This is a genomic window from Streptomyces sp. NBC_01460 (assembly GCF_036227405.1).
GTDB lineage: Bacteria > Actinomycetota > Actinomycetes > Streptomycetales > Streptomycetaceae > Streptomyces.
Window position 1 is genome coordinate 6,824,652 of record NZ_CP109473.1, and the last position, 25,678, is coordinate 6,850,329.

The following is a 25,678-nucleotide window of genomic DNA, read 5'->3' on the forward strand; positions in this document are numbered from 1 at the left end:
GCTTGACCAGCGCCGTGCACACCTCGCAGTTCGCCGCCGCTTCGGGCGGCGGGAGCGGAAGCGCCAGGTTCACCGGTCCCGACATTGCCGTCTGTCGTGCGCTCATTCCGTGCGACCTCCCCGGTTGCGTGTCTCGGGATGAGAATCGCCCGAGACGAGGTCGAGGGTGCGGTTCAGTCGCGTTGTGGCATGAACTCACGCACGGCAGGCAGCGGACCACTCGGCGAGCTTTGCTCTCGCCTCTTCGCCGAACAGAGCGCGCCCCTCGTACCCAGCGAACTCCTCGGCGTACGCCCGCACGTCCCTTGGATCGCGGAACACCATGACGCCCGTGGACATCTCCGCCGTAGCCAGCCGGCCGTCGTAGATCGTGAAGGTGTTCAGGGGGCACCCCGGTAGCGGGGTGTCCATCGGGATCACGCCGAGGTGCACGTTCGGCAGGTGTGTGAGGGAGGCGAGGCGGTCAACCTGTACGGCCATCGCGTCGGCAGCAAGGAACGGGGACCGTGCCGCCTGCTCGGTCAGAAGGAACGTGAACCGCTTCGATCGGTCGTACAGGACTTCCTGTCGCTCCAGCTTCCGGGCGATGGCCTTGCTGTGGTCACCGGGGATGTGGGCCAGGCTCGCCCTGATGTACTCCGGCGTCGAGAGTAGGCCGGTGATCATCGAGAGCAGGAAGAACCGGAACTCTGCCGACGACGCTTCGAGCCCGGCCAACTCCCGTTGCTTCTTGTCGAGCCCCTTCCGGCGGAGCCCTCGCGCGTCCTGCCATTCAGTGTTCGCCGTACGGGTGAGGGCGGACACTTCCGCCACCACTTCGGGCGGAGCTTCGAGGGCGATCAGAAGCGCCTCGATGTCAACGAGGGTCGGGCGGGTCTGCCCGTTCTCGATGCGGCTCACCTTCGACTGAGACATGGCGCAACGCGCGGCGAGCCGGTCCCCAGAGAGACCGGCCGCCTTGCGTAGATCTCGGAGCATGGAGCCCAGCTCTTGCCGGGACTTGCCGAGCTCCTCGGGCTCGAACGTCACTCGCTCTTCACGTACTCCAGGAAGGGGACGGACTCGGCGACGGCGAGGCGCTGGTACTCGATGAACGGCGCAGGGTCACCCTCGTACAGCTCCCGGCCAACCTGCGTGCCGTCGTCCTCGTAGCGCATGAGCACGACCGTCGAGCGGTCGAACATCCAGTAGTCGCCGACGTCGTCCGGTAGCGGGTTGGGCCGGTCCGTCAGGTCGAGAATGCGGATGTCCTCTCCTGCCGGTGCCTGGTGCTGGTAGTACCGCTCGAACTCGAAGCGCAGGTAATCGCTCAACGGCCGACGCACGATGTGCACGCGTCCCACCTTCCGAGTGCGGACCATGTCCGTCCAGGAGTCGGAGTAAGGGCCGGGGAACCGGGCCCCTGCCTTGAACGCCTCGAACTCCTCGGCTTCCTGCGGTACGAGGTACTGAGGCAGGGTCTCCAGTCGCCACGCTTCCGTCTGGAAGTCGCGGAACTTGGCCTGCCAGTCGTCACCATCCAAGAGCACGGACAGCCTCCCGAAGAACGCTCTCGGGGATCTCTACAAGCCCTTCCCCCTGCGGCGGAGTGAAGGCGCCGGACACATCGCCTTGCATCACGAACGAGCCGGACGCGGTGCGGTAGACGTTCGGGCAGTCGCCCTGTCCGCACTCGCCATTCCCATTGCCGGTGAGTCGGGTAAGCCCTGCGCGCTCAGCCATGCGTAACCCCCTGGTCTGTGTGCCGGATCAGCGGAGCTGACCGGCTTCGGAGGGCGGGCCTCTGCCCGTCCCTCCACGGCCCCTGTCGGGCCCGTCGACAACGACCGTACGAGCGCCACCCACGGCCGTCTACCCATGAACGCGGGTATGCACGTCTCTGCATGAACTGAGGCGCCCAGAGGGCGCACAGAGCTTCGAGGGGAACGAGCGGAGCCCCGCCCCCTCGGTGTGAGGGAACGGGGCTCAATGGTCCGGCAGGCCGCTCGGCTCCGCCTCCCCGCCGGCCGTTACGTAGCGCCTACTCCTCGGGCTCGCTGTGCTTCCACTCCACCGTGACGTGATCCTCGATGGACATGTTCCGTGCGTGCCTGCCTCGCGCAGGATTGAGCGTGACGACCAAGATGAAGTCCACCCACGCACGACGAGTCGGGAGCGGGGCGTTCGGCCACCCTTCGATGAGTCCAGCGATGCCCGCCACGGGGTCGATGGGGGGCAGGCCGGTGACGTTCGTCAGCTTGCCCTCGACGGTGTCGAGCTTGGCCCTGATCGCCTCGGTACCGGCCGTCATCTGAGACAGGCTGATCGCCCCCTCCGCGTAGGCCAGAGCCAAGCCGTCGAGCCGTTCGCGAAGATTCTTCGCCTCGACGTGGAGGTGTGCCGAGTCGCCGTCCTGCTCGGCGTTCGCGGCCAAGATGGACGGTAGGAAGTCGGGGAAGACGAGCCTTGCCAGGACGGAGTTACCGACCCGCTTGTCGGCGAGCTCTCGGGGAGTCCTGGTGTGTGTCGCCTTGCACCCGTAGACGGGTGCCCCTCGGTAGCCACGGCCATTGACCGTCTCTCCGCACTCTCCGCAGAGCGCGATACCGGCGAGCAGGGTTCCGGGCACTCGGCCGGTACGGCGTCCACCAGAGAACCGGTCGGGGCTGTTGAGGATGGCGACGCACGCGTAGTGCGTCGCCTCATCCAGGATCGAGGGCCACTCCGCCTCGCCGACCACATCGCCCCGGTAGGTGCGCTGCCCGATGTACCGAGGGGAGGTGAGTAGGTTCTTCACTCCTCGCAGAGTCCAACCCTCCGCCTTCGTGCTCTGCGCCTTTGAGCGAGGCGAGATCAGACCAGCCTCATTCCAGGCTCGGGCCACGGCAGACAGGGATTCACCGGCAAGGATCATTTGAGCCCCCTCGACGATCGCAGCAGCCTCCTTGGGCATCACGGTCATGTGGTCGTCGCCGTAGCCGAAGGGGCGGATACCGGCTGTGTAGGGCTTGCCTGCCCGAGCTGCTTGGACGTTCGACGCGATCTGTCGAATCGCCTTCTGCTCACCCTCGTACGTCGCCCAGGCTGTGACCGTACGGGCAACCGCGCGACCGGCCGGAGTCGACAGGTCGAGGTGACCAGCGTGGATCGCGTGGACGTTGACCCCGAGATCGATCACTCGCTCAAGGTCGCGGGTTACGCGGATGAGCCGGTCAGTGTGCCAGACCAAGACGGCCTCGGGCTTGGACATCAACAGTGCCTCGAAGCCGGGGCGAACCTTGCCCTTCGTGGCGCTGATGTCGTTGTCGGACAACGCTTCCCGCACGGTCCAGCCGCGCGCCTCGGCGAAGGCGCGGCACTCCGCCTCCTGCCTCTCCACGCCGAGGCTGTCGCCGTGGCGATCCTGCGACAGTCGGACGTAGATCGTGACGTTCATCGGGTGCTCTCTCCTGCTCCGGTCTGCGTTCCATGATGGCCGAGCGGGGAGGGGCCAGCCGTAGCCGACCCCTCCCGCAGGTCTCCACTACTCGGTGAGCCCGTCAAGACAGGCGGCCTGCCGCAGCGCCTCGATGGAGCAGGCGACCTCTTCGAAGTCGGGCTCAGCCGCGATCGAGTCGGACAGGCAGAGGCTGAACACCTTCCGGCCGTCCTCGGTGACTCCTTCGAGGGACAGGCCACCGTCCTCCCTGCGAGCGCCTCGACGCTGAGCGGTGCAAGACGTCGCATGACGTCGGCGAGAAGTGCGTCATGCAGGGAGGCGTCACCGGCAGACACGCTCAGACCGTTGGATGCCGGGGGAGCGATCAGGACGCCCGTACCGGCGATCACGTCCACGATCGCGGTGAAGCGGTGCAGGTCGATCACCTGCCCGATCTCGGGTGCCACGGGCGCGGTCAAGTTGTCCTTGGTCACGTCATCCTCGCTACGAACGAACGACTTACCGAAGGCGTCGCGGTGAGGCTGCGTGTGCCCGGTAGGGAGGGTGCAGGGAAGGCGTCGGGCGCCCGGTCCAGGACGCTCCCAACCGAGGCGATGCCGACCGCACGCGGTCACCGGGGCCGCGGTCTTGCCGGTGCTCTGTCCCATCGGGGCGGTGCCGACTGCATCGCTCCACCCCACGGCTACCGGGTCGCTGTGCGCACCGTTGTGCCCTGCCATCCGGATGCATCCGAGTCGCTCGTTGCCGGGTCGGCGTGCATCGCACCGCACAGTCTCGGGAGTTGGCTCGACCGGAGGGGCGTCGACACTGGCGGGAGTCTCCTCGGTCTCGGGAAGCTGCACCTTGACCCGGACCATGGCGTCAATGGCGCATGTGTCGTCCAGGGTGAATCCGAGTTCCCGAGCACCCTCGGAGGTGAGCTCGACAGAGACCGTCTGCGCCTCGGTGTCGACATCGACAGAGACGACCTCCCGGTCCCCGTCCTTCCACGTGTCGCGACCGAGGATCATGCCGGGCTTCAGATCACGAGCAGGGAAGAGGGTCCACTCACCTCCGCCGTAGATGCGCTCGACGTGCCGCTGTGCCAGCTCCTTCACGTCCATGAGGCGACGGCCACCGAACGGGAAGCCGAGACCGACGACAGTCCCGATCCACGCGCTACCCGTGGCTTCCTTGCGGGCCGTAGCGATGCGCTTGCCGTTGTGCGTGGCGTAGTACGTGTTGGCCTTGGCGTCCTTGTGCCAGGTGATCTCGATCATCGTGGTTCCTCCGTGTGCTTCGAAAGGTTACCACTGCTTCGGCATGGTCATGGGGAACCTCGGCATCACCTCGCACGGCGCCTGCATCGTGATCCCCGCACCCGCCTTCGAGCCGGCCGCGGTGCTGGCCGCCGTCCAGCAGGAGCGCTGCACCTCGCTCTACGGCGTGCCCACGATGTTCATCGCGGAGCTCGATCTGCCCGGCTTCGCCTCGTACGACCTCTCCTCGCTGCGCACCGGGATCATGGCCGGTTCGCCCTGTCCGGTCGAGGTGATGAAGAGGGTCGTCGGTGAGATGCACATGGACGAGGTGTCCATCTGCTACGGCATGACGGAGACCTCGCCCGTCTCCACCCAGACCCGCCGGGACGACGACCTGGAGCGCCGCACCGGCACGGTCGGCAGGGTGATGCCGCACATCGAGGTGAAGGTGGTCGACCCCGTGTCGGGGGTGACCCTGCCGCGTGGCGAGGCCGGCGAACTGCACACCCGGGGCTACAGCGTGATGCTCGGCTACTGGGACCAGCCGGAGCGCACCGCCGAAGTCGTCGACGCGGGACGCTGGATGCACACCGGGGACCTCGCGGTGATGCGGGAGGACGGGTACGTGCGGATCGTCGGCCGGATCAAGGGCATGATCATCCGGGGTGGTGAGAACGTCTACCCGCGCGAGATCGAGGAGTTCCTCCACGGTCACCCCGGGATCGCGGACGTCCAGGTGGTCGGGGTGCCGGACGAGCGGTACGGCGAGGAGATCCTGGCCTGCGTGATTCCCAGGGATCCGGCCGATCCGCCGACGCTCGACGAGGTGCAGGAGTACTGCCGCGAGCGGCTGGCGCACTACAAGGTGCCGCGCGGGCTGCGGATTCTCGAGGCGTTCCCGATGACCGTCAGCGGCAAGGTCCGGAAGGTCGAACTACGGGAAGGCTACGGCGCCCAGGGTCTCTCGTCCTGACCCCTGCGGGAGCCGTGGGATCAGGCGGCCTCGATGACGCCGGAGCCTATGTCCTGGGTCGCGGCCGCCCACTCGATGAGCAGTACCTCGTACTCCGCGGCCTCCACCGAGGTCCAGTCCTGGCCGGCCCGCGAGTCGACGAGCGCGCGGATCGCCTCGTTGGCCTCGACGGCGGACGGATGGGTGGGCTGGGTCAGAAAAACAGGGGTCGTGGGGGTGGGAAGCCGGAGAGTTAAGACCATGCCTTCACTGTACGTCCTCATACTGACAACAGCTCGAACATATGCGGCTGGCAGGGCACAGGTGACCGAAATCATTCGACGGCGCCGGGCGGTCGGGGCCCGGCGCTGACCCATTCCTCCGCGGGGCCGTTCAACGGCTGCGGTGTGCCCGTGAGGTCCAGTACGAACAGCGGGATCGCGAGGCCGTCCGCACGTGAGCGCGCCTCGTCGGTGTAGCCGGCCAGCGAGAACAGGGCGCTGTGCACCGAGGTGTTCAGGGCGTTGAGCCAGAGGCACTCCACGTCCCGCAGGGCGGTCGGCCGTGTGGTCGCGTCGACCTGGGCGATGAGGCCGGCGGCCCGCAGGTCTATCCGGGAGCTGGGCCGCACCTCGGGCTGGACGACGTCGCGGAAGCCCAGCCACCTCAGATAGAGCGCCGCGGTGTTCACCGCGTCGCGGGCCGTCCGTATCACCAGGGGCCGGAACGACGGACGCGGATGCGCGGCCGTGCGCGGCAGGGGTGTGCGGGACGGGCCGGGGGTGCCTGCCGCGGTGGGCGGCGGTTCGGCGCCGCGCGCCACCGGGCGCACGGGCACCCGGAGCACCGTGCCGCAGGGGCAGCAGAGTTCGGGGTGCGGCCACTGGTCGCGCCGCCCGCAGGAGTGGCAGCGCACGCTCACCCAGTCGTCGTTCCAGGTGCGGTGCGTGATGACCACGGCCGGGGCGCCGCGCATCAGCGGCGGGGCGGTCGGGGAGCCGCACGGGCAGGGGTACACCGGCGTGACGAACGCGTGGTCCCGGCGGCAGACCGGACAGCGCACCGGTACGGACTCCACGTGCTGCCCCTTCCTTCCGCCTCTGTGGCGGCGACTGCGTTCCGTACCCCCATCGTCCACCAGGAGCGACGTCCGGGGGAGGGAATCGGGCACTTCGGCCCGATGGTCCCGGCCCGTTCCGCCGCCCTCCCTTGACGACGGTCCGGGGCGGCCCTAAGTTGATTCCGTATAGCAGAACTAAGTTTCCGTAATGCGGAATTCGAGCTCTCAGGTGGCGCGACAGAGCCCGACTCCACCAGGTCCGAGCAGGAGCACTCATGCCTCGTATGACCGCTGCCCGAGCGGCAGTTGAGATCCTCAAGCGCGAAGGCGTCAGCAACGCGTTCGGCGTGCCGGGTGCGGCGATCAACCCGTTCTACGCGGCCCTCAAGGCCTCCGGCGGGGTGCACCACACCCTCGCCCGCCACGTCGAGGGCGCCTCCCACATGGCGGAGGGCTACACCCGCGCCGCGGCCGGGAACATCGGCGTCTGCATCGGTACGTCGGGGCCCGCCGGCACCGACATGATCACCGGCCTCTACTCGGCCATCGCCGACTCGATCCCGATCCTCTGCATCACCGGGCAGGCGCCCACGGCGGTCCTGCACAAGGAGGACTTCCAGGCCGTCGACATCGCGTCGATCGCCGCCCCGGTGACGAAGGCCGCGACCACCGTCCTGGAGGCCGCGCAGGTCCCGGGCGTCTTCCAGCAGGCCTTCCACCTGATGCGTACCGGCCGGCCGGGACCGGTCCTCATCGATCTGCCGATCGACGTGCAGCTCACCGAGATCGAGTTCGACCCCGAGCTGTACGAACCGCTGCCCGTCCACAAGCCCGCCGCGAGCCGCAGGCAGATCGAGCGGGCCGTCGAGATGCTCAACGCGTCCGAGCGCCCGCTGCTCGTCGCCGGCGGCGGCATCATCAACGCCGACGCCTCCGCCCTGCTGGTGGAGTTCGCCGAGCTGACCGGCGTCCCGGTCGTCCCCACCCTGATGGGCTGGGGCATCCTCCCCGACGACCACGAGCTGAACGCCGGCATGGTCGGCCTCCAGACCTCGCACCGCTACGGCAACGCGAACTTCCTGGAGTCCGACTTCGTCCTCGGCATCGGCAACCGCTGGGCCAACCGCCACACCGGCAAGCTGGACGTCTACACGAAGGGCCGCACCTTCGTCCACGTCGACATCGAGCCCACCCAGCTCGGCAAGATCTTCGCCCCGGACCTCGGCATCGCCTCCGACGCCAAGGCGGCCCTGGAGCTCTTCGTCGAGGTGGCGCGCGAGCTGAAGGCGGCCGGGAAGCTCAAGGACCGCTCGCGGTGGGCCGCGTCCACGCAGGAGCGCAGGGCCACCCTCCAGCGCCGTACGCACTTCGACAACGTGCCGCTGAAGCCGCAGCGCGTGTACGAGGAGATGAACCGGGCGTTCGGCCCCGAGACCCGGTACGTCAGCACCATCGGTCTCTCCCAGATCGCGGGCGCGCAGATGCTGCACGTCTACCGGCCGCGCCACTGGATCAACTGCGGCCAGGCCGGGCCGCTCGGCTGGACGATCCCGGCCGCGCTGGGCGTTGCCACCGCCGACCCGGACGGCTCCGTGGTCGCCCTCTCCGGCGACTACGACTTCCAGTTCATGCTGGAGGAGCTCGCGGTCGGCGCGCAGCACCGCATCCCCTACGTCCACGTCCTGGTGAACAACTCCTACCTGGGGCTCATCCGGCAGGCGCAGCGCAACTTCGACATCGACTTCCAGGTCAACCTGGAGTTCGAGAACCTCAACTCCCCGGAGCTGGGCGTCTACGGCGTGGACCACGTCAAGGTCGTCGAGGGCCTCGGCTGCAAGGCGATCCGGGTCACCGAGCCGGACCAGCTGCTGCCGGCCTTCGAGGAGGCGAAGAAGCTCGCGGCCGAGCACCGGGTGCCGGTCGTCGTCGAGGCGATCCTGGAGCGGGTCACCAACATCTCGATGAGCGGGACGGACATCGCGTCCGTCAACGAGTTCGAGGACGTGGCGTCCGAGCCCGGTCACGCGCCGACGGCGATCCGTCCGCTGACGAAGGCCTGACCCCGCACGGCCGCGGCCCCCGCCCCCTCCGACGGGGGGCGGGGGCCGCGGCCGTACGCCCGTCAGCCGGTCCGCGCCGGGTCCTCGCCCTTCGACACCTTGTAGTACTCGGCGTTCCCGAGGTCCAGCCGGAACACCATCCCGTGGCGCGCGCGCACCTCCGCCACCGTCGTCGACGCGGGCTCGCGCAGGCACCGCGTCACGGGCGGACCGTCGTCCACGCACGCCTCCGGCTCCTCGACCGGAGTCCTCGCGGAACTGCGTACGGTGTCCCAGGACAAGGTCTGGGACGTGTCGGAGATCTGGGCCGGCTCAGGGGTGTCCGGGCCCGTCGGGTTCGGGCCGCGGCCCCGGTAGTAGTCGACGAGGCGCCGGTGGTGGTCGCCCTGGCCGAAGGGGACCGAGGCGGCCGGGGCTCCGGCCGAGGCGGCGCGGTCGCCCGCCGTGAAGACCCCGTCCAGGACATCGGCGATCCGGGCGGGGTCCGCTCCGAACCAGGCGGTGACGTGCAGGAGACAGCGGATCCTGTACCGGTCGTCGCCGGTCCGGAAGAACCACTCCTTCTCCCCGCCACCGACGCACGTGTCGTTCACCGTCACCAGGCCGAGGTCGAGGGGCGTCTCCTCGTCGTACGCGCGCACGGTGGCCCGTAGATGAGCCTCGACCTCCTGGCGCGCCTTCCGTGCGGGAGCACCGTTCGCGAGCTCACGTACCTCTTCCGGACTCGTGGCGCGGTCCTCGGAGGAGCACGCGGAGACGGAGAGAGAGAGCAGGAGGGCCGCTGCGGCGGATCGCCCTCCGGAGGCGCGGACGGATGAACCCGGTAATCTCATACGGTCATTGTGGGTACGGGGACGGTGACCGCCATCCCGCTTCCGTACTCATGTACGGCAGTTCCGAGGCGTCGGCCGGGGGCACACATCGGCCGTGCGGCGCGGGCCCCGTGCGCCTGGGCGCGCCTCATGGGGCGTGCCGCGAACCATGGGCACGCTCCATCCCCGCCCGGCACGGCCGGATCGCGTCCTACCGGTACCCGGACCAGGCCCGGATCATTGGCCCATGGGGGACTCCGAGACCACCTCGTCCTGCCCGGACCCGCCCGCCGACGACTTCCAGGCGCTCCTCGAAGGCGCGACCGCGCCACGGCCGCCGGCGCCGCCCGAGTGCCCCTTCTGCGACCTCCCGCAGGACCGTTACGCCACCCCGTACACCGGGCACTGGATCCTTCTCGAACCCCACGTCCTCGTCCCGGCCCACACCGTTCCGCCCCGGCGGCGGTGGGTCATCACCTCGACCGGGACCGCCATGAACCTCTGGGACGCCGAGCCGCTGCCCGGCACCAGGTGCCGTATTCCGCACCGCGTCGTCTGCCCCCGCCTCGTGCCCGAGGACCACTGGCCCTGGGCCACCGCTCTCCGGCAGCACAACGGGGTACGCGCGCAACGCCTGTTCGACCTGCCGGAGGAGGGCCTGCCGGACACCGGGTGAGCCGAGGGCGGTACGGCAGAGCAAAGGGGTGCGGTGCACGCCCCACGCGTGCACCGCACCCCTTTGCTCTGTCACAGCGACCGCGACGGCGGACCGTGGGCGGCGGGCGGCCGGGCTCCTTCAGGTCTGGAGCGGGCCGCCCGGCCCTTCGCCACCGCACTGGCGTCGTCCGCCGCCGCGGTCCCGTCCTGCCGGTGCCGCGCGCTCCCCTCATCCGGGTGCGCGGCACGGGCAGGGCCCTTGGGTGGAGGCTCAGTCCTCGCGCAGGGCGCGGACCGCCTCCTCCACGCGCTTGCCGTAGTCGGCGTCGGCGGCGTGGAAGTGGGCGAGGTTCTTCTCGATCACGTCGTCACGGGTGACCTGCGAGAGGCCGCCGGCGATGTTGGCGACCAGGCGGTCCTTCTCGTCCGCCGACATCAGCCGGTAGAGCTCGCCCGCCTGGAAGAAGTCGTCGTCCTTCGAGTGCGCCGGTGCCTCGTGGGTTCCCGTCCAGCCGTGCACGGGCAGCGGCGCGGCCAGTGCGGCGCCGGTCTGCGCCGGGCCCGCGTACGAATTGGGCTCGTAGTTCTTGTCGTGGCGCGAGCCGTAACGGGTGGCGTGCAGCCCGTCGCGCCCGTAGTTGTCGACGGTCGCGGTCCGCGGCGCGTTGACCGGGAGCTGGGTGTGGTTGATGCCCAGGCGGTAGCGCTGCGCGTCGGCGTAGGCGAACAGCCGGCCCTGGAGCATCTTGTCCGGGGACGGGCCGATGCCGGGCACGAAGTTGTTCGGCGAGAACGCGGCCTGCTCGACCTCGGCGAAGACGTTGTCCGGGTTGCGGTCCAGCACCAGGCGGCCGACGCGCTGCAGGGGGTAGTCGGCGTGCGGCCACACCTTCGTCACGTCGAACGGGTTGAAGCGGTAGTCCGCGGCCTCGGCCGCCGGCATGACCTGCACGTACAGCGTCCAGGACGGGTTGACGCCGCGCTCGATGGCCTGGAGCAGGTCCGTCTGGTGCGAGTTGGCGTCCTTGCCGACCTGTTCGGCGGCCTGCTCGGCGGAGAGGGAGCGCACGCCCTGGTTGGTCTTGAAGTGGTACTTGACGAAGAAGGCGTCGCCCTCCACGTTCGTCCACTGGTAGGTGTGCGAGCCGAAGCCGTTCATGTGACGGTACGAGGCGGGGATCCCGCGGTCACCCATCAGCCAGGTGATCTGGTGGGTCGACTCGGGGGAGTTCGCCCAGAAGTCCCAGACGTTGTCCGGCTCCTGACGGCCCGTGAAGGGGTCCCGCTTCTGGGAGTGGATGAAGTCGGGGAACTTGACCGGGTCCTTGATGAAGAAGACCGGGGTGTTGTTGCCGACGAGGTCGTAGTTGCCCTGGTCCGTGTAGAACTTCAGGGCGAAGCCGCGGGGGTCGCGTACGGCGTCGGCACCGCCCAGCGAGTCGGCGACCGTCGAGAACCGGATGAACGTCTCGGTGCGGCGGCCCACCTCGGAGAGGAAGTCGGCGTGGGTGAAGCCGGTGACGTCGTCCGTCACCTCGAAGTAGCCGTACGCGCCGGATCCGCGGGCGTGGACGACGCGCTCCGGGATGCGCTCACGGTTGAAGCGGGCGAGCTTCTCGAGCAGGTGCTGGTCCTGGATGAGGAGCGGACCGCCGGCGCCGGCTGAGGCGGAGTTCTGGTTGTCGGCGACGGGGGCGCCTGACTCGGTCGTGAGCACACGCTGGGACATGGGGGCCTTCCGTACGGGGCTGCTGACGGCCTCAGGAGCGTAGATTCGCCAGGATCGCCACGTCAACAGTTTGTTGAAATTGGAGGTTAGGGTTCCGGGTCGCGGCAGCGCCTGGGCGCGACAGGACAGGTGTCAGCGCCGCCGCGACCCGGAGTTCAGGGGGCCCTGGGAGGGGCCGGATGGTGTCAGACCTGGGAGCCGGAGAGCCGCTCGACCGAGCGCAGCAGCGCGGAGTGGTCGAGGCCGCCGTCGCCCTGGGCGCGCAGGGAGGCCACGAGCTGGGCCACGACCCCGCCGACGGGCAGCGCGGCGCCGACGTTGCGGGCGGCGTCGGTGACGATGCCCATGTCCTTGTGGTGCAGGTCGATCCGGAAGCCCGGGGCGAAGTCCCGCTTGAGGAAGTTGTCCTTCTTGCGGGTGAGGACCGTCGAACCGGCGAGCCCGCCGTTCAGCACGTCGAGCGCGGCGGCCAGGTCGACCCCGGACTTCTCCAGGAAGACGACGGCCTCGGCGCAGGCCTGGATGTTGACCGCGACGATCAGCTGGTTGGCCGCCTTCACCGTCTGGCCGGAGCCGTGCGGCCCGCACAGCACGATCGTCTTGCCGAGTGCGTCGAGCAGCGGCTTCGCGGCGTCGAAGTCGGTCTGCTCGCCGCCGACCATGATGGACAGGACGGCCTCGATCGCGCCGGCCTCACCGCCGGAGACGGGGGCGTCCAGGACGCGGATGCCCTTGTCCTTCGCGTTCGATGCCAGGTCCACGGAGGTCTGCGGAGTGATCGAGGACATGTCGATCAGCAGCGCGCCCTGCCGGGCGTTCTCCAGGATGCCGTCGGGGCCGTACGCGATGGCCTCGACCTGCGGGGACGCCGGGACCATCGTGATGACGACGTCGGCGTCACGGACGGCCTCCGCGATGGAGGCGGCGCCCTTGCCGCCCGCCGCGACGAGCCGGTCGACCTTGTCCTGCTCCAGGGTGTAGCCGGTCACCTGGTAACCGGCCTCGACCAGGTTCTCGGACATGGGCGAGCCCATGATGCCGAGCCCGATCCAGGCGACCTTGGGGAGGTTGGTGCTCATGAGGGTGCCTTCCGGTAAACGTGTGTGCGGGAGGGGGCGGGCCTCAGCGGGCCGGCCGGTGCTCGGCGGGGAGCCAGCCGAACGCCTCGGCGCTCGGGCGGTCGCCCGGCTTGTACTCCAGGCCGACCCAGCCGTCGTACCCGGCCTCGGTCAGCTCGTCGAGGAGCCGCTCCAGCGGGAGTGAGCCGGTGCCGGGTGCGCCGCGCCCCGGGTTGTCGGCGATCTGGACGTGGCCGGTCTTCGCGGCGTACGCCTTGATCACCTGGCTGAGGTCCTCGCCGTTCATCGACAGGTGGTAGAGGTCCAGCAGGAACGTGGCGTTGCCCAGCCCCGTCGCCTCGTTGACACGGTCGACCACCTCGATGCCCGCCGGTGCGCTGACCAGGGGGTAGAGCGGCGACTCCGTGTCGTTGAGCGTCTCGACGAGGAGGGTCGCACCGATCCGGTGGGCCGCGCGGGCGGCCAGGACCAGGTTCTCCAGGGCGAGTTCGTCCTGGACGGCCGGGTCCACCCCCTCGACGCGGTTGCCGTACAGCGCGTTGAGCGCCTTGCAGCCGACCGAGGCCGCGAAGTCCGCCGCCACGTCGATGTTGGCGCGGAAGCGGTCCGACTCCTCGCCGGGGAGCGAGAGCGCGCCCCGGTCGGGGCCGGGGAGCCGGCCCGCGTAGAAGTTCAGCCCCACCAGGTGCGTGCCCGCGTCGTCGAGCGCCTTCTTCAGGGCGTCGAGCTCGGCCTGCGCGGGGGTGGGGGTCTCGATCCACGGCCACCAGAGCTCGACCGCGGTGAAGCCCGCTGCGGCGGCTGCCGCGGGACGCTCCAGGAGCGGGAGTTCGGTGAAGAGGATCGAGAGGTTCACATCGAAGCGCTGGTCCGAGAAACCCATCATGCGCTCCTTCCGTATCGCGGAAGTTAGTTTCTGCTTAACGGAAGATTGCCTGGCGTGTGGTGAGGCTGTCAAGAGGCGAACCGAATTCCGGACACACGGGAGCGGGGTGGAGGCCGTCCCGCCCTCCACCCCGCGACCGCTCATCCGTGCCTGGTCAGACGGCCGGCACCGTGTCCTGGAACGTCGTGCCCGCCGCCCGGTAACCGCTCACCAGAGCCGATACCTGGGCGGGGGAGAGGACCTGGTCCTTCACGTGCAGGACGTAGTCCACCTGCTGGTCGTACGAGCGGGGCGTGGTGCTGGTCTGGCCCGCCAGGTCGATCAGCCACTGGTTGAAGTTGATCGACATCGGCCGCTCCGGGAGGTACGCCGCGCCGTGGGTCCCGAAGGGCTGCCCGTCGACGTAGTACGTGATGGCGCTGTTGTCGATGGTGACCACCAGGTCGTGCCATCCCGCGTAGCTCTGCCGTGCCTCGCTGTGCTGGTTGACCGCCTCCCACGGGTCGGGCCGGTAGGTCTCCCAGGACGTGGTGTAGAGGATGTTGGACGGCTCGCCCCAGCCGCCGTTCGGCAGGTACTCGAAGTCGTACTCCGCGTAGTCGTCCGCCATCGGCGCCTTGAGGTCGTTGATGGTGAAGAAGGTCTGGACGAGGTGGTCGCCGTCGGGACCCGACCTCGGCGCGTCGCTGAACTTCACCCGGGCCGCGTAGGTGCCGTTGCGGAACTTCGAGGACTTCGTGAGGATCTCCGTCTGCTCCGTCGAGGCACCCGTGCCCGCCGTGGACGTCTCCAGGTTCATCACCGAACTGCCGCCCTGGCTGCTGAAGGTGACGTTCTCCGGAGCCCAGACGGCGCCCGGCACCCCGGGGCCGCCGGAGTTCGAGCGGACGCTCCAGCCGTTCGCCGCGATCCGGGGATCCGTGTGACCGGTGTAGCTGAAGTCGTCGAACAGCCTCGGCCCGTCGGCCGGGGGGTCGGTGGGGGGATCCGTCGGGTCGGTGGGGCCGTTGCCCCCGGGGGCCTCGCCCCAGGCCGTCACCGACCCCACCTGCGCGGTGATCCTGGCCCAGTCGCCGTACGTGTTCCGCTCGGCGCCGAAGGAGTAGTCGTCGCTCTGCCCGAGCGGCTGCCAGTCCGCACGGTGGAAGCGCAGCTGCATGTCACCGGTGTCCGCCCCGGGGGCCAGGGTGCCCGCACCGGCGGTGAAGCCGATCTCCAGGTAGCGGTCGGCGGTCGCGGTCGGGTTCGGCAGGGTCCTGAAGGTGCCGGTGATGTTCGCGCAGCCCTTCACCGCCCAGGAACAGGCGAACCGGTAGGCCGCCGACGCCGAGTCACCCTTGAAGTAGTAGCGCAGCTTGACGTCGGAGAGCGGCACGCTCGCGCTCCCGCTGTTGCGGACCTTCAGCCACGGCTCGCTCTGGTCGGCCGTAGCCCCGGACGCGCTCGTGCGGTACTGGACGACGAGCCCGCCGGCCGCGGCGGCACCGGCCGTGCCCGGCAGGGCGGCGAGGGCGGTGCAGCCCAGGGCCAGGGTGACGGCGGCGGCCGCCGCCGCGCGGATACGGCTCCTGCGGAATGTGGTCATGGCATGTTCCTCTCCGGAACGGTGGGGGACGGGCTACCGAGGGGGTCGCGCTGTACCTGAGGACGCGGTCGCCAGGGACCGCGTGGTGAGGGGCCGGTAGGGGACGCCGAGGGCGTCCAGCCGGGCGGTGTGGTCGCGCAGCCGCTCGACGAACCCGGCCCAGTCGCCGCGCCCGCCGGACCAGGCGCGGTCCGCGAGGGCGCACAGCCGGGGGTAGGTGAGGTATTCGATCCGGTCGGGCGTCGTCACGTACTCGGTCCACAGCTGCGCCTGGGTGCCCAGCACACGGGAGGCCTCCTCCGGCTCCCAGTCCCCGGGCACCGGCTCGTTGGCGTGCACCGCGTGCAGGGGGACGGGGTCACCCGGCTGGGCGGGGGGCTCGTCCGGGTCGGTGGACTGGACGTAGTCCAGGTAGGTGGCGCGGTGGTGCGCGGTCACCACCTGGTGCCCCCGCCGGGCCGCGGTGCGGGCGTGGGCCGGATCGCGCCAGGTCATCACGGTGAATTCGGGAGGCAGTTCGGCCCCGCTCTCGGCCCAGCCGGTGGGCCGGCGGCCGTGCTCGACGAGGAACGAGCCGATCCGGCCCATGAACCAGCCGTGCAGGTCGCCGGGGCCGGTGAGCCCTTCGGCGGCCGCCCGGCCGCGGGCCGCCGGGGAGGCCTCCCACTCGCCGGTGGGGCACTCCTCGCCGCCGATGTGGATGTACGGGGAGGGGAAGACGTCCATGACCTCCTCCAGCACGGTCCGGCAGAAGGCGAAGACCTCCTCGTGGACACCGAGCACGGTGTCGCAGACGCCCCACCTGGTCCAGACGTCCAGCTGCCGTTCCGGGTGGTTCCCCAGGTGCGGGTAGGCCGCGAGGGCCGCGCGCACATGGCCCGGCATCTCGATCTCCGGCACCACGGTCACCCCCCGCTCCCGCGCGTGGCGGACCAGGTCCCGCAGCTCCGCCTTGGTGTACGCGCCCGCGTGCGGCACCCCGTCGGACAGCGACTCGGCCCGGGTGCCGCCCACCGAGGTCAGCCGCGGGAAGGCGTCGACGGGCATGCGCCAGCCCTGGTCGTCCGTGAGGTGCAGATGCAGGACGTTGAGCTTGTGCAGCGCCATCAGGTCCACGTACCGGCGCAGGTAGGAGACGGGCTGGAAGTGCCGGGCGACGTCGAGCATCGCGCCGCGCCAGGGATACCGCGGCACGTCGCTGATCTCGACGCACGGCAGCTCCCAGGACCGGCCGCGCGCACCGCCGGACAGTGCTTCGGGCGGCAGCAGCTGCCGGATCGTCTGGACGCCCCGCAGCAGGCCGTCGGGCCGGGCGGCCCGCAGCAGCAGGGTCCGGGGCCCCACGGTGAGGCCGTACCCCTCGGCCCCCAGCCCGCCGAGCTCCGGGTCGAGCGCCAGGACGACCCGGCCGTCGGCCGAGAGCGGCAGGGGCAGCCCGGTCGCCGGACCGAGGAGCGTCCGCAGCAGGTCCGCCGCCCCCTCGGCACCCGGCAGGACGCGTACGGAGGTGTCCTGGTCCAGGACGAGGCGGCCCGGGCGCGGCGAGAGCTTGCGGGGCCGGGGGACGAGGGAGAGCTCGGGGCGTGATGCGGGCACGGGGGCCTCCGGGGTCGGGGAGTCGGGCGGTTCGCGTGGCCGGGCGTGCGGGGACGCCGGCGGGCTCAGCCCTTGACCGCGCCGGCCGCGAAGCCGGAGGTCACATGGCGCTGGAGCACCAGGAAGATCACGAGGGCGGGCAGCGCGAAGAGCGTGGAGGCGGCCATGGTGGCGCCCCAGTCGGTGCCGAAGGTGTTCTGGAAGGACGAGAGCCAGACCGGCAGGGTGCGGTTGTCCTGCTGCTTGATGATCAGGAAGTTGGCGTAGGCGAACTCGTTCCAGGCGGTGATGAATCCGAAGAGCGAGGTCGCCATCAGGCCCGGGGCGAGCAGCGGCAGGGCCACCCGTGCGAACGCCCCCGTCCTCGTGCAGCCGTCGACCTGGGCGGCCTCCTCCAGTTCGGGCGGGATCGTCGCCAGGAAGCCCCGGAGCACCACGATCGTGAAGGGCAGCGTGATCATGAAGTAGACGAGGGTGAGGGTGGGCAGCCGGTCGAGCATGTCCGTGTCGCGCGAGATGATGTAGATGGGGATGATCAGCGACTCCCAGGGCGCCATCTGGGCGACGAAGACCAGCAGCATGAACTGCCGCCGGCCCTTCCACCGCAGCCGTGCGACGGCGAACGACGCGCCGAGCGCCACGACGAGGGAGAGCAGCACGGCGCCCAGGGTGACCAGGATGCTGTTGCGCCAGAACAGCTCGAAGCCGTCCGCCTGTACGGCCCGGCGGAAGTGGTCCAGCGTCCAGGTGTAGGGGACCAGCCGCGGCTCGGAGGACTGGATGTCCCGGGACGGCTTGAACGCGGTGGAGATCATCCAGTACACCGGGAACAGGCAGACCACGACGGTCACGACGGCGGCGGCGTTCAGCGGGATCCGCCGGATCCTGAGGTGCGGTGAGGTCATCGCGGGTCGTCCTCCTGTCGGAGCATCTGGCGGAAGTAGAGGACCAGCACCCCGGACATCAGGACCACGGTGATCATCGACGCGGCCGATCCCAGGTCGTAGCGCTGGCTGGAGAGCGCCGTCTGGACCGCGTACACGGGGAGGATGGTGGTGGCGTCGCCGGGCCCGCCGCGGGTCATCACCCAGATCTGGACGAAGGCCTTGAAGGTCCAGATCACCTCCAGGGAGAGGACCAGCAGGAAGATCGGCCGCAGCATCGGGAAGGTGACCGAGCGGAAGATGCGGGAGCCCGAGGCGCCGTCGAGGCGGGCCGACTCGTACAGCTCGGCGGGGACCGTGGTCAGGGCGGAGTAGAGGGTGACCGCCGCGAACGGCACGGACTGCCAGACGATCAGCAGGACCAGGATCGTGAAGGACGCCGTACCGTTCGCGAACCACGGGTAGCGGTCGAAGGATCCGAAGCCGAGCGCCGTCAGGGACTGGTTGACGATGCCGAACTCGGAGTGGAACAGCCACTGGAAGACCGTCGTCGCCGCGACCACGGGCATGGCCCAGGCGAGCACCAGCGAGCAGAGGACGATCGTCCGGCCGGCCCGGCGGAGCCGCTCCGTCATCAGCGCGACCAGCGTCGAGATGACCATGATCAGTACGACGTTGACGGCCATGAAGACGAAGGTGCGGCCGGTCACCTCCCAGAAGCGCGGGTCGGACAGCAGCGTCCGGTAGTTGCGTAGTCCCACGAACTCCGCGTCCCCGCTGATCAGCTGGCGGAGCCGGAAGTCCTGGAGGGAGATCACCACGGCCCGCACCAGCGGGTACACCAGCAGGTAGAGCATGCCGCCGATCGCGGGCGCGATCAGGGCGTAGGGCCAGAGGTCGCGCGGGGGTGTTCCGGCCCGCCGCCCCGGTGGCGCCTTCGGTGGACGGTGGACGCGTGGCGCGGGTCTTTCGCGGACAGCCGGCACGGCGGGCCTCCTCTCGGTGGTGGGAAACGGACGGGGGCGGATCAGGAACCGGCGTTCATGGCCCGCGTGATGTCGGCGGAGGCCTTGGCCGCCTCCTGCTTCGCGTCACCCCCGGTGAGGACCGCGGTCATGTAGTCCTTGACCGGGTTCTCGGCCTCCACGGCCGCCCAGCCCGGGGTGTTCGGCGTCGCGTGCCCGTTCGCCGCGCCGACGGCCATGGCCGAGGCACCCGGGTCGTCCGCCACGGCCGGGGCGAGCGACGTCCGGTTCGGGACGTAGCTCATGGCCACCGCGAGCTTCTTCTGCCAGGCGTCGCCCGTCAGTTCCCTGATGAAGGTCACCGCCGCGTCCGGATGTCCGGCCGCCGCCGGGACGACCAGGTCGGAGCCGCCGGTGAACACCGCGCCCGGGGTGCCCGCCGTCTTCCCGGGGATCGGGAAGAAGCCGAGCTTCCCCTCGAGCTCCGGGTTGTTCTCGACGACCACGTTGGCGCCGCCCGGGGTGGAGATGACCTGGGCGACCTGGCCCTGGGCCATCACCTCGGCCTGGGGCGGGTCGTCCTCGTCGGAGTCCCGGGGGCCCTTGCCGAGCGCCTGGAGCCGGGCGTAGAAGGCCATGCCGCGCAGCGCCTCGGGGGTGTCGAGCGCGCCCTTCCACCGGCCGCCGGACTCGGTCGCCAGGTCCCCGCCCTCGTCCCAGACGAAGCCGGCCAGCGCGTACCAGAGCTGTCCCGGCAGGTAGATGCCCTGGGTGCCGCCCTTGTTCAGCTTCGTGGTGGCGGCGATCCACTCCTCGCGCGTGGTGAGCTTCGCGGGGTCGACGCCGGCCTTCTCGAAGAGGTCCTTGCGGTAGACCACGACCCGGTTGGCGGCGTAGTACGGGATGCCGTACTGCTTCCCGTCGTACGAGCCCGGCTCGGCCAGGCCCTTCAGCCAGTCACCGCCGTTCAGCTCGTCCTTCTTGTCGCTGAGGTCCAGCAGCCCGCCGCTCTCCGCGAACTGCGCCACCTGCGTGTTGCCCGCCTCGATCACGTCCGGGGCGTCGTTGCTGGCCAGGGCGGCGGTGATCTTCTGGCCGATGCCGTCCCACTCCTGGATCTGGATCTTCACGTCGATGTCCGGGTGCGCGGCCTCGAAGCCTTCGGTGAACTCCTTCTGGAACGCGGCCGAGACGCTGTCCCGCATCAGCCAGACATCGACCGTCGTCACGCCTCCGGCCCCTTCGGCGTCGTCGGCGCCGGAGCTGCAGGCACTGAGAGCGGCGGCCGTCACGAGCGCGGACACACCGGCAAGCAAGCGGTACTTCACGGTTCACCTCAACGGGAGCAGAGACCTGACCACCTGACCAGTGAAGCCCACTGGACAGCTCACCTCTTGGTGGTGGATGAAGGTGGCATAGACCAATGGGGCCGTCAAGCCCTTGTGTACAAAGGGATTTTGGGGACTCCGGTGCGTCCGGCTCTCGTCTCATGGCGATGAGGGTGGTTAGAATCTCTCTGACCAGTGGCCATGGATTGCTCAACTGGTAAAGGGAGCGGAACGCGCGAAGGGGAACGCATGAAAGCCGACGTACCGGGGACGGTGCTCAAGAGGGAACGGGCGCGCGACGCGGTCCTCGAGCTGATCGAGAGCCGCAGCCCCGGGGACGCCATCCCGTCCGAGCGGGCCCTCTGCGCCCTGCTCGGGGTGTCCCGGCCCACCCTGCGTGCCGCCGTCGACGAGCTGGTGGCCGCCGGCCTGCTGGTCCGCGAGCACGGGCGCGGGATGTTCGTCGCGCCGGAGAAGATCACCCAGGAGCTGGTCTCGGCGGACCTCGCCCTGAGCGTGCCGCAGGCGGCCGGCGCGTGGTCGAGCCGGCTCCTGGAGTTCACCACCCTCCAGGCCGGCGCCCGGGTCGGCCGCAAGCTGCGGATGTCGCCCGCCGAGGAGGTCGTCTACGTCGCACGGCTGCGCCTGGTCGACGGCGCGCCCATGGCGATCGAGCACCTGCACATCAGGGCGGCGCTCGTCCCCGGCCTGTCGGCGCAGGAGCTGGAGGACGGCGATCTCTACGAGCACCTCCGGCACACCCACGGGGTCCATGTCCGGGAGGCGGTCCAGGCCATCGAGCCGACCGTCGTCACACGGGCGGAGGCCCAGCTCCTGGGGGTCCCCGAGCTCTCCCCGGCCCTGCTCTTCGAGCGTCTGACCTCGGACGTCTCCGGGGTGCCCGTGGAGTACGTCCACTCGCTGTACCGGGGCGACCGCTACCGGATCGTCTCCCGCCTCGCGCTCGGGCCCGCCGCGGCGACCGCGGGGCTGGTCAGGGACGGGCACCACCCGGGGATCCCGCCCGGGGACTTCGCGCACGGCGACCCGATCGCCTCGTCCACCCGGGGGGACATCCAGGCGGGGCCCTGAGCGCCGGGGAGCCGGGTGCGTCCGGCCCGCAGCGGGCGCCCGCCGGGCGCCGGCCCGGGGCGCGTCCGGGTGTCCGGGACCGGGGCGTCGGGTCCGAGGGGGTCCGGGAGCCCGTGCCTTAGGGTCGGGGCGAGCCGCGCGAGCCGACGGACGCGGCGGGACATGAGGGAGGCACCGTGCGCTTGAGGGTGGAATTCACCACCGAGCCCTTCGATCTGGACGAGGCACCCGCCCACGCGGTGGTGGCCCGCGAGGTCATCCACTCCGCCGACCTGGACGCGGTGGACGTGGGCCCCTTCGGGAACACGGCCGAAGGGGGCGCCGACCAGGTGCTGACCGCCGTGGACTCCCTGCTGCGCAAGGCCCTGGCCTCGGGCGCCACCCGGGTCTCCCTCCAGCTCAACGTGATCGGGGAGGACACCCCGTGACCGAACCGGCCGACCACCCGCTGGTCACCGCGGTGAAGCCCCTCGTCGACGCCATGGGGGCCGAGATCCTCGCCCCGGACCAGGCCACCACCGAGGACGTGGTGCTCGCCTGGGAGGGGGCGGACGTCATAGCGGTACGGCTCCCGCAGCTCTCCGAATCGCTCGACCACATCCTGGCCGCGATGGAGCGGCGGCACGGGATGCCGCTGGCAGACCTGGACCGTAAGGCGAAGCAAGGAGTGGTCCGGACCCTGGAGGCACGCGGTGCCTTCTCGGTGCGGCACGGGGTGGAGACGGTGGCGGGGGCCCTCGGGGTCAGCCGCTTCACCGTCTACAACTACCTGAACCGCGACAATGCGGCCAAGGGTGTCTAGCCGACCCGTAACGCCTCTCGATGCCGCCGTCCGGGAACTCGGGCGGCGGCATCATCTGTTCGCGCAATTTCAACAAACTGTTGACGTGGTGTTGCGAAGAGCGTTAGCTATCCGCAGCCCGACAACGCACAGCGAGAAAAAGCCACGGAGGCTCCCGTGACTACGAGCTCCACACCGGGCCTCGCCCGGTTCAACACCCTGGCGGACGAAGAGGCCACAGCCGCACTGCACGAGGTGTGTGCCAGTACGGCGTGGGGAACCTTCGTCCTCGCCCACCGGCCCTACACCGGCCCGGAAGCCCTGTTCTCCGCGAGCGACGCCGCCATGGCCGAGCTCTCCGCGGAGGACCTGGCCGAGGCGATGGCCGGCCACCCGCCGATCGGACGCCCCAAGCCCGGGGACCCGGCCTCCGCCCGTGAGCAGCGGGGGATGGCCGGTGCGTCCGAGGAGCTCAAGGCCGAGATGCTCGAACTCAACCTGGCCTACCAGGAGCGGTTCGGACACGTCTTCCTGATCTGCGCCACCGGAGCCACCGGTGAGCAGATGCGCGACGCGGTGAAGGCCCGGTCCGGCAACTCGCCCGAGCAGGAACGCGAGATCGTCCGCACCGAGCTGGGCAAGATCAACCGCATCCGGCTGACCCGCCTCGTGCAGGACTCCTGAGCCCTCGCACCACCCGAAGAGAAACAAGGAGCGTGACGGTCTTGAGCACCGACACCACCGCATCGGTGTCCACCCACATCCTGGACACCAGCATCGGCCGTCCCGCCGAAGCCGTCACCGTCTCCCTGGCCGCCCGCAGCGGCGGCGACACGCAGTACGTGACGCTCGGCGGATCCGCGACCGACGCGGACGGGCGCTGCAAAGACCTGCCGGCCCTGCCGGAAGGAACCACCCACGTACGGCTCGTCTTCGACACCGAGTCGTACTTCACCGCGAAGAAGCAAGCCGAGGCGCAGCAGGACGCCCCCCGCGTAAGGGACAGCGGCGCGTTCTTCCCGGAGGTGGCGATCGCATTCGCCGTCACCCCGGGCGAGCACTACCACGTACCGCTGCTGCTCAACCCGTTCGGCTACTCCGTTTACCGAGGGAGCTAGCAGACAATGCCCACGATTCTCGGCCAGAACCAGTACGGCAAAGCAGAGAACCGCGTCGTCAAGATCACGCGGGACGGCGACACCCACCACATCAAGGACCTCAACGTCTCGGTCGCGCTCTCCGGCGACATGGACGACGTCCACTACTCCGGTTCCAACGCCAACGTCCTGCCGACCGACACCACCAAGAACACGGTGTTCGCCTTCGCCAAGGAACACGGCATCGAGTCCGCCGAGCAGTTCGGCATCCACCTCGCGCGGCACTTCGTGACCTCGCAGGAGCCGATCCAGGTGGCCCGGATCAGGATCGAGGAGTACGGCTGGGAGCGCATCGCGACCTCCGACGGCAACTCCAAGTTCATCGGCGCCGACGAGGTCAAGCACTCCTTCGTCCGCAAGGGCCAGGAGACGCGCACCACCCAGATCACCTTCGACGGTGAGAAGTGGGAGGTCATCTCCGGCCTCAAGGACCTGAGCGTCATGAACTCCACCAACTCGGAGTTCTGGGGCTACGTCAAGGACAAGTACACGACGCTGAAGGAGGCGTACGACCGCATCCTCGCGACGGACGTCTCCGCCAAGTGGCGCTACAACTGGACCAGCGACGACGAGCGCATGCCGAACTGGGAGAAGTCCTACGAGCAGACGCGCAAGCACATGCTCCAGGCCTTCGCGGAGACGTACTCCCTCTCGCTCCAGCAGACCCTCTACCAGATGGGTTCGCGCATCATCAACAACCGCAGCGAGATCGACGAGATCCGCTTCTCGCTGCCGAACAACCACCACTTCCTGGTCGACCTGGAGCCCTTCGGCCTCAAGAACGACAACGAGGTGTACTTCGCGGCCGACCGCCCGTACGGCCTCATCGAGGCGACGGTGCTCCGGGACGGCGTCGAGCCGAAGATCCCGGTCGACCTGACCAACCTCTGACGCGGTGCTGAACCGGTCCCCGCCCGCCGAGGCGGCGGGGACCGGTCATCCCGGAGGGAAATCCCATGGCACAGCCTGCAACGGGGCCGGCGAAAGGCCCATGTACCGCCCCACCGACCGCTGCCGGAACGGCAGTTCACCCGGTGGACGAGAAGCTCCCGCCCTCGCGGCTCGTCCCCGCCGCGCTCCAGCACATCGCCGCCATGTACGCGGGCGTCGTCACCCCTCCGCTCATCATCGGGCAGGCCGTCGGTCTCGACGCGGCCGGCATGACCCGTCTCATCGCGGCGAGCCTCCTGATCGCGGGACTCGCCACCCTCCTCCAGACCCTCGGTGCCGCACGCTTCGCCGGGAACCGGCTGCCCTTCGTCAACGCGGCGTCCTCCGCCGGGATCGCGCCGATGCTCGCCATCGCGGAGACCAGCGCCCCCGGCCACCAACTCCCCGCGATCTACGGGGCGGTACTCGTCGCAGGCGTCTTCTGCCTGGCCGTCGGACCCTTCTTCGGGCGGCTGCTGCGCTTCTTCCCGCCCCTCGTCACCGGCGTCGTCATCACGCTCATCGGCGTCACCCTGATGCCGGTACCGGTCGGCTGGGCTCAGGGCGGCGACGCCACCGCCGACGACTTCGGCGCCATGAAGTACCTGGCGCTGGCCGCCTTCACCCTCGTCGTCATCCTGATCATCCAGCGCTTCGGGCGCGGCTTCGTCAAGCAGACCGCCCTGCTCGCGGGCATGCTGCTCGGCACGCTGGCCGCGATTCCCTTCGGGCTCGCCGACTTCTCCGCGCTCGGCTCCGCCCCCGTGGCCGCCCTGCCGACGCCCTTCGCCTTCGGCGCACCCGAGTTCCAGCCCGCCGCGATCCTCTCCCTGTGCATCGTGATGCTCGTGCTGATGACGGAGTCGTCGGCCGGCATGCTGGCGCTCGGCGAGATCTGCGAGCGGCGCACCGACGGCGCCACGATCACCCGCGGTCTGCGCACGGACGGGATCGCCACGCTCGTCGGACCGGTCTTCGGAGGCTTCCCGACCAGCGCCTTCGCCCAGAACGTCGGCGTCGTGTCGCTCACGCGGGTACGCAGCCGCTACGTCGTCGCCGCGGCCGGCGGCGCCCTGATCGTCCTGGGCGTGTTCCCCATGCTGGGCGCGGTCGTCTCGCTGGTCCCCATGCCCGTGCTCGGCGGCGCCGGCATCGTCCTGTTCGGCTCGATCGCGGTGAGCGGCATCCGGACCCTGGCCGAGGCCGGCCTCGACGACAGCTCCAACATCATCCTCGTGGCGGTGGCACTCGGCGCGGGCATCATCCCGCTCGCGGCCCCCGCCTTCTACGCCGGATTCCCGTCCTGGGCACAGACCGTGCTCGGATCCGGGATCAGTGCGGGCGCGCTCGTCGCGGTCCTGCTCAATCTGTTCTTCCATCATCTCGGCACCCACAGCCGTAACGCTGTGGCACTCAAATCCTCCTAGGGTCCTGCCGTGCCCACATCGCCAGAGACAGAAGAGGGA

At 69.9% G+C, this 25,678-nt stretch carries 25 protein-coding genes and 1 pseudogene; 10 read left to right on the top strand and 16 right to left on the bottom strand.

Annotation, left to right across the window (positions count from 1 at the left end; genetic code table 11):
• Positions 1-195: 195 nt before the first annotated feature.
• The 5 genes from OG488_RS30735 to OG488_RS30755 form a co-directional block, all read right to left on the bottom strand.
• Positions 196-1,029, bottom strand: coding sequence for a helix-turn-helix domain-containing protein (locus OG488_RS30735; RefSeq protein WP_329234722.1), 834 nt, complete (start codon positions 1,027-1,029; stop codon positions 196-198).
• Positions 1,026-1,529, bottom strand: a complete 504-nt coding sequence (locus OG488_RS30740; RefSeq protein ID WP_329234725.1) for a DUF6879 family protein — start codon at positions 1,527-1,529, stop codon at positions 1,026-1,028. The genes OG488_RS30735 and OG488_RS30740 overlap by 4 nt, the downstream gene beginning before the upstream one ends.
• A complete protein-coding gene (locus tag OG488_RS30745; protein ID WP_329234727.1) occupies positions 1,513-1,722 on the bottom strand; it encodes a hypothetical protein in 210 nt (69 codons plus the stop codon). Before OG488_RS30745 ends, OG488_RS30740 begins: the two co-directional genes overlap by 17 nt.
• A gap of 298 nt (positions 1,723-2,020) precedes the next feature.
• Complete coding sequence (locus OG488_RS30750; protein WP_329234729.1) at positions 2,021-3,415, bottom strand: recombinase family protein; 1,395 nt, start codon at positions 3,413-3,415, stop codon at positions 2,021-2,023.
• Positions 3,412-4,677: a hypothetical protein gene (locus tag OG488_RS30755; protein ID WP_329234732.1), complete on the bottom strand. Its 1,266-nt coding sequence runs from the start codon at positions 4,675-4,677 to the stop codon at positions 3,412-3,414. The genes OG488_RS30750 and OG488_RS30755 overlap by 4 nt, the downstream gene beginning before the upstream one ends.
• A 28-nt stretch (positions 4,678-4,705) precedes the next feature.
• On the opposite strand from OG488_RS30755, the pseudogene OG488_RS30760 reads away from it, so the two are divergent.
• Positions 4,706-5,632, top strand: a pseudogene (locus tag OG488_RS30760) (AMP-binding protein); the annotation flags it as partial.
• Between the two features lie 20 nt (positions 5,633-5,652).
• Here the strand turns inward: OG488_RS30760 and OG488_RS30765 are convergent.
• The gene (locus tag OG488_RS30765; protein ID WP_329234735.1) at positions 5,653-5,874 is read right to left on the bottom strand and encodes a hypothetical protein; all 222 of its coding nucleotides are present in this window, start codon (positions 5,872-5,874) and stop codon (positions 5,653-5,655) included.
• Positions 5,875-5,945: 71 nt separating this feature from the next.
• A complete protein-coding gene (locus OG488_RS30770) occupies positions 5,946-6,689 on the bottom strand; it encodes a hypothetical protein (RefSeq protein WP_329234738.1) in 744 nt (247 codons plus the stop codon).
• A gap of 257 nt (positions 6,690-6,946) precedes the next feature.
• Here OG488_RS30770 and gcl point away from each other — a divergent pair, with 257 nt between their 5' ends.
• Entirely contained in the window at positions 6,947-8,731 is a 1,785-nt protein-coding gene (gene gcl / locus OG488_RS30775) for a glyoxylate carboligase (protein ID WP_329234740.1), read from the top strand.
• 62 nt (positions 8,732-8,793) lie between these two features.
• Here the strand turns inward: gcl and OG488_RS30780 are convergent, their stop codons facing one another.
• Entirely contained in the window at positions 8,794-9,564 is a 771-nt protein-coding gene (locus OG488_RS30780) for a hypothetical protein (protein WP_329234742.1), read from the bottom strand.
• A 226-nt stretch (positions 9,565-9,790) separates the two neighbouring features.
• Here OG488_RS30780 and OG488_RS30785 point away from each other — a divergent pair, with 226 nt between their 5' ends.
• Positions 9,791-10,219 (top strand): DUF6083 domain-containing protein, encoded by a 429-nt coding sequence (locus OG488_RS30785; protein WP_329234745.1) that lies wholly within the window; start codon positions 9,791-9,793, stop codon positions 10,217-10,219.
• 252 nt (positions 10,220-10,471) lie between these two features.
• Here the strand turns inward: OG488_RS30785 and OG488_RS30790 are convergent, their stop codons facing one another.
• The 8 genes from OG488_RS30790 to OG488_RS30825 all read right to left on the bottom strand — a co-directional run bounded on the left by OG488_RS30790 (position 10,472) and on the right by OG488_RS30825 (position 20,252).
• A complete protein-coding gene (locus OG488_RS30790; RefSeq protein ID WP_329234748.1) occupies positions 10,472-11,929 on the bottom strand; it encodes a catalase in 1,458 nt (485 codons plus the stop codon).
• A gap of 185 nt (positions 11,930-12,114) precedes the next feature.
• Complete coding sequence (locus OG488_RS30795) at positions 12,115-13,008, bottom strand: 2-hydroxy-3-oxopropionate reductase (RefSeq protein WP_329234752.1); 894 nt, start codon at positions 13,006-13,008, stop codon at positions 12,115-12,117.
• Positions 13,009-13,051: 43 nt separating this feature from the next.
• Entirely contained in the window at positions 13,052-13,891 is an 840-nt protein-coding gene (locus OG488_RS30800) for a TIM barrel protein (protein ID WP_329234755.1), read from the bottom strand.
• 157 nt (positions 13,892-14,048) lie between these two features.
• Positions 14,049-15,479 (bottom strand): cellulose binding domain-containing protein, encoded by a 1,431-nt coding sequence (locus tag OG488_RS30805; RefSeq protein ID WP_329234757.1) that lies wholly within the window; start codon positions 15,477-15,479, stop codon positions 14,049-14,051.
• A 33-nt stretch (positions 15,480-15,512) separates the two neighbouring features.
• On the bottom strand, positions 15,513-17,075 hold the full coding sequence (locus tag OG488_RS30810) for a beta-N-acetylhexosaminidase (RefSeq protein WP_329234760.1): 1,563 nt from the start codon (positions 17,073-17,075) through the stop codon (positions 15,513-15,515).
• Between the two features lie 65 nt (positions 17,076-17,140).
• Positions 17,141-17,980 carry a carbohydrate ABC transporter permease gene (locus tag OG488_RS30815; protein ID WP_329234763.1) on the bottom strand — a complete coding sequence of 280 codons (840 nt, stop codon included), beginning with the start codon at positions 17,978-17,980 and terminating at the stop codon, positions 17,141-17,143.
• On the bottom strand, positions 17,977-18,945 hold the full coding sequence (locus tag OG488_RS30820; protein WP_329234766.1) for a carbohydrate ABC transporter permease: 969 nt from the start codon (positions 18,943-18,945) through the stop codon (positions 17,977-17,979). Before OG488_RS30820 ends, OG488_RS30815 begins: the two co-directional genes overlap by 4 nt.
• 41 nt (positions 18,946-18,986) lie before the next feature.
• Complete coding sequence (locus OG488_RS30825; protein WP_329234769.1) at positions 18,987-20,252, bottom strand: extracellular solute-binding protein; 1,266 nt, start codon at positions 20,250-20,252, stop codon at positions 18,987-18,989.
• Positions 20,253-20,501: 249 nt separating this feature from the next.
• Between OG488_RS30825 and OG488_RS30830 the strand changes: the two genes are divergently transcribed.
• From OG488_RS30830 to OG488_RS30860, 7 genes are all read left to right on the top strand, one after another.
• The gene (locus tag OG488_RS30830; protein ID WP_329234773.1) at positions 20,502-21,344 is read left to right on the top strand and encodes a GntR family transcriptional regulator; all 843 of its coding nucleotides are present in this window, start codon (positions 20,502-20,504) and stop codon (positions 21,342-21,344) included.
• 176 nt (positions 21,345-21,520) lie between these two features.
• Entirely contained in the window at positions 21,521-21,772 is a 252-nt protein-coding gene (locus tag OG488_RS30835; RefSeq protein WP_329234775.1) for a hypothetical protein, read from the top strand.
• Positions 21,769-22,146, top strand: a complete 378-nt coding sequence (locus OG488_RS30840) for a helix-turn-helix domain-containing protein (RefSeq protein ID WP_329234777.1) — start codon at positions 21,769-21,771, stop codon at positions 22,144-22,146. Before OG488_RS30835 ends, OG488_RS30840 begins: the two co-directional genes overlap by 4 nt.
• A 156-nt stretch (positions 22,147-22,302) precedes the next feature.
• Positions 22,303-22,809, top strand: coding sequence for a 2-oxo-4-hydroxy-4-carboxy-5-ureidoimidazoline decarboxylase (gene uraD / locus OG488_RS30845; RefSeq protein ID WP_329234780.1), 507 nt, complete (start codon positions 22,303-22,305; stop codon positions 22,807-22,809).
• A 41-nt stretch (positions 22,810-22,850) separates the two neighbouring features.
• Positions 22,851-23,243 carry a hydroxyisourate hydrolase gene (uraH, locus tag OG488_RS30850; protein WP_329234782.1) on the top strand — a complete coding sequence of 131 codons (393 nt, stop codon included), beginning with the start codon at positions 22,851-22,853 and terminating at the stop codon, positions 23,241-23,243.
• A gap of 6 nt (positions 23,244-23,249) precedes the next feature.
• Positions 23,250-24,173 carry a factor-independent urate hydroxylase gene (gene pucL / locus OG488_RS30855; protein ID WP_329234785.1) on the top strand — a complete coding sequence of 308 codons (924 nt, stop codon included), beginning with the start codon at positions 23,250-23,252 and terminating at the stop codon, positions 24,171-24,173.
• Positions 24,174-24,238: 65 nt separating this feature from the next.
• Positions 24,239-25,639, top strand: coding sequence for a nucleobase:cation symporter-2 family protein (locus tag OG488_RS30860; RefSeq protein ID WP_329234788.1), 1,401 nt, complete (start codon positions 24,239-24,241; stop codon positions 25,637-25,639).
• Positions 25,640-25,678: the final 39 nt, after the last annotated feature.